This is a genomic window from uncultured Mycobacterium sp., from assembly GCF_964249325.1.
GTDB lineage: Bacteria > Actinomycetota > Actinomycetes > Mycobacteriales > Mycobacteriaceae > Mycobacterium.
Map to the genome: position 1 here is coordinate 1 of NZ_CAXUCH010000374.1, position 2,761 is coordinate 2,761.

1 pseudogene is annotated in these 2,761 nt (G+C 67.0%); it reads right to left on the reverse strand.

The annotated features are described in order from the left end of the window. Positions 1-2,761, reverse strand: a pseudogene (locus ACFE99_RS24680) (condensation domain-containing protein); the annotation flags it as partial.

The following is a 2,761-nucleotide window of genomic DNA, read 5'->3' on the forward strand; positions in this document are numbered from 1 at the left end:
AAGTTGATCCGCGCCGCCGGCAGCCCCGGATCGACCGGCACATAGGCCGCCCCCGTCTTGAGCACCGCCAACATCGCGACGACGGCCTCTGCCGAGCGCTCCACCAGCAATGCCACCCGCTGCCCCGGCCCCACCCCGTGGTCGGCCAGCAGGTGGGCCAACCGATTCGCGGCCTGCTCCACGTCCCGATAGGTCCACGACCGAGCCCCGCAGCTGATCGCCACGGCCTCCGGGGCACGCGCCACTTGAGCGGCGAACAACACCGGAATCGACGCCCCCGCCGTCGCTGTCGGCGCGGTCAACACCATCCGGTTACCGATCTCATTGAGATGGTGGTGCTCGGCCTCGTCGAGCACATCGATCGACGACAGCGGCCGGGTCGGATCGGCGGTGATCGCCGCCAGCAGCCGCTCAAAACGCTCGATCAGGGTGTGGATTCCGGCCGCGTCGAACACATCGGTGTCGTATTCGACCCGAAGTCCTAGTTGGATTCCCGGCCCGGCCACCACCGCCAGTGGGTAATGGGTGGATTCGTGGATGCTGAACTCGGTGATGGCCACCTCGCGATCGACCGCCAACGCGGCGGTGTCGATCGGGTAGTTCTCGTAGACGAGCAAGGTGTCGAACAACCGGTCGTGACCGGTGATCCGGTGGATCTCCGCTAGCGCCAGATGCTGATGCTCCAGGGTGTGGTTGTGGGTCTTCTGTAGCTGATCCAGCAGCTCGGCGGTGGTGGTCGCCGCCGTGAGCTTCGCCCGCACCGGCACCGTGTTGATCAAGAGGCCCACCATCGCCTCCGCGCCAGCCACCTCGGCGGGCCGCCCCGACACCGCGGTGCCGAACGCCACATCATGCTGGCCGGTCAACAAGCACAGCAACTGTGCGAACGCGCCCTGTAACACGATGTTGACGGTGGTCTGGCGCGAGCGGGCCAGCTCGGCAAGGGCTTGAGTGGTCTGCTCTGGCACCCGAACCCATGCCATGCCTCGCCGCCCCAGGCCCACCCGGTCTGGTGGGCCCACCAAGGTGGGGGTGTCAAAACCGGCGAGCACCTCGGCCCACGCCGCGCGGGCGGCATCCAGGTCACGATCGGCCAGCCAGGCAACAAATCGCCGATACGACGAGGCCTCAGGCAGCCGCTGCCCGGAGTAGCCGGCGAACAATTCCTGTAGCAGGATCGGCAGCGACCAGCCGTCGAGCACGATGTGGTGATTCGTGAGCACCAACCGGTGCCGATCAGCTGCCGTGCGGATCAACGCCGCCCGAAACCCCGCCTGATGGGTAAGGTCGCACACCGCGGCGCGTTCGGCGGCACACAGCGCCTGCACCTGCTCATCGCCGGCTTCGGGATCGAGCTCGACATCGCGCCACGGCGCCACCGGGTCAGCGGGGATGACTTGCACCGGCTGCTCGAACTGTGCGCAGAAGCGGGCCACCAGGTTCGGATGCCGGGTCACCACCATGTGCACCGCCTCACGCAGCCGAGGCGCATCTAGGGGGCCGGTGATGGTGATATCCAGCTGCACCGCATACACATCCTCGCCGGATTCCTTTGCGGCAGTGGTGTGGAACAGCAGTCCCTGCTGCAGCGGGGTCAACGGCAACACGTCGGCGATCTGGTATTGCCGGCCCAGCTCGTCGATTTGCTGCTGGCTCAGCCGAGCCGGCACGATATCCGACGGCGTCAACCCGCCTCCGCCGGATCGCACATGCGCGCAGATGCCGCGCAATGCCTCAAACCACAACCGGCTCAACCGGTCAATCGCCGCGTGATCAAGTGCCGAGGGCGCCCACGACCAGTTGGCGCGCAACCGCGGGACGGCATCGGTGTCGGCGGTGACGGCATTGAGCTCGACCGTGTGGGCCAACGTCATAGGTATTGCCGCAGCTGCCCCGGTCAGCGCTACGCCCTGCGGGCTAAGCCGCCACAAATCATCGGAAAGCTCAGCCGAAGCGGCCAGCCGGCCCAAATAGTTAAACCCGATCGGCGGGTCGGAGCCGGCCAACTCGACATCGGGGTTCAGATAACGCAGCAGACCATAGGCCAGCCCGTCGGGCAGGGCGCGCAGCTGCTCTTTGGCGTCTTTGATCAGCCGCCCCAATCCCGCCTGCCCTGCGGACACCTGCCCCCAGTCGAGCCCACCGACCGTTAACGACACCGGGTACTTCGTGGTAAACCAGCCCACTGTGCGCGACAGGTCCACATCGGCGCCCAGCTCCTCGTGCCGGCCGTGGCCCTCCACGTCAATGCCGATCGGGGTACCGGGGTTGCCTAAAAATTCCGCCATCGCCAAGGCGAACCCGATCACCAAAATGTCGTGGATCCCGGCGTGAAACGCCGCCGGCACCTCACCGAGCAGCATCCGGGTGGTCTGTGCATCCAGCTCCACCGACAAATGCCCGGCCGTACCGCTGGCAGCGCCGGCGGAGTCGCCGCCACCCGGCGCCACCGCTCCGCCTGCGCCACCACCTCAGGGGCTTGCGCGTGTTCATATAGCAGCGCCGCCCATCGGGCAAACGACGTCCCGCCCGCCGGCAGTGCGATCGGCTGCCCACTGTGATGCTGGGCCCAGGCGATATTGAGGTCCTCCAGCAGGATCCGCCACGACACCCCATCGACGGCCAAATGGTGAATGATCACCACCAACTGGGCGGCGTCAGCCACCCACAGCGCGCGAAGCATCACCCCGGCGGCTGGGTTGAGCCGCGCCCGCGCCGCGATCAGCGACTCATCGGACAGCATCTTCACCGTGTGCAGACA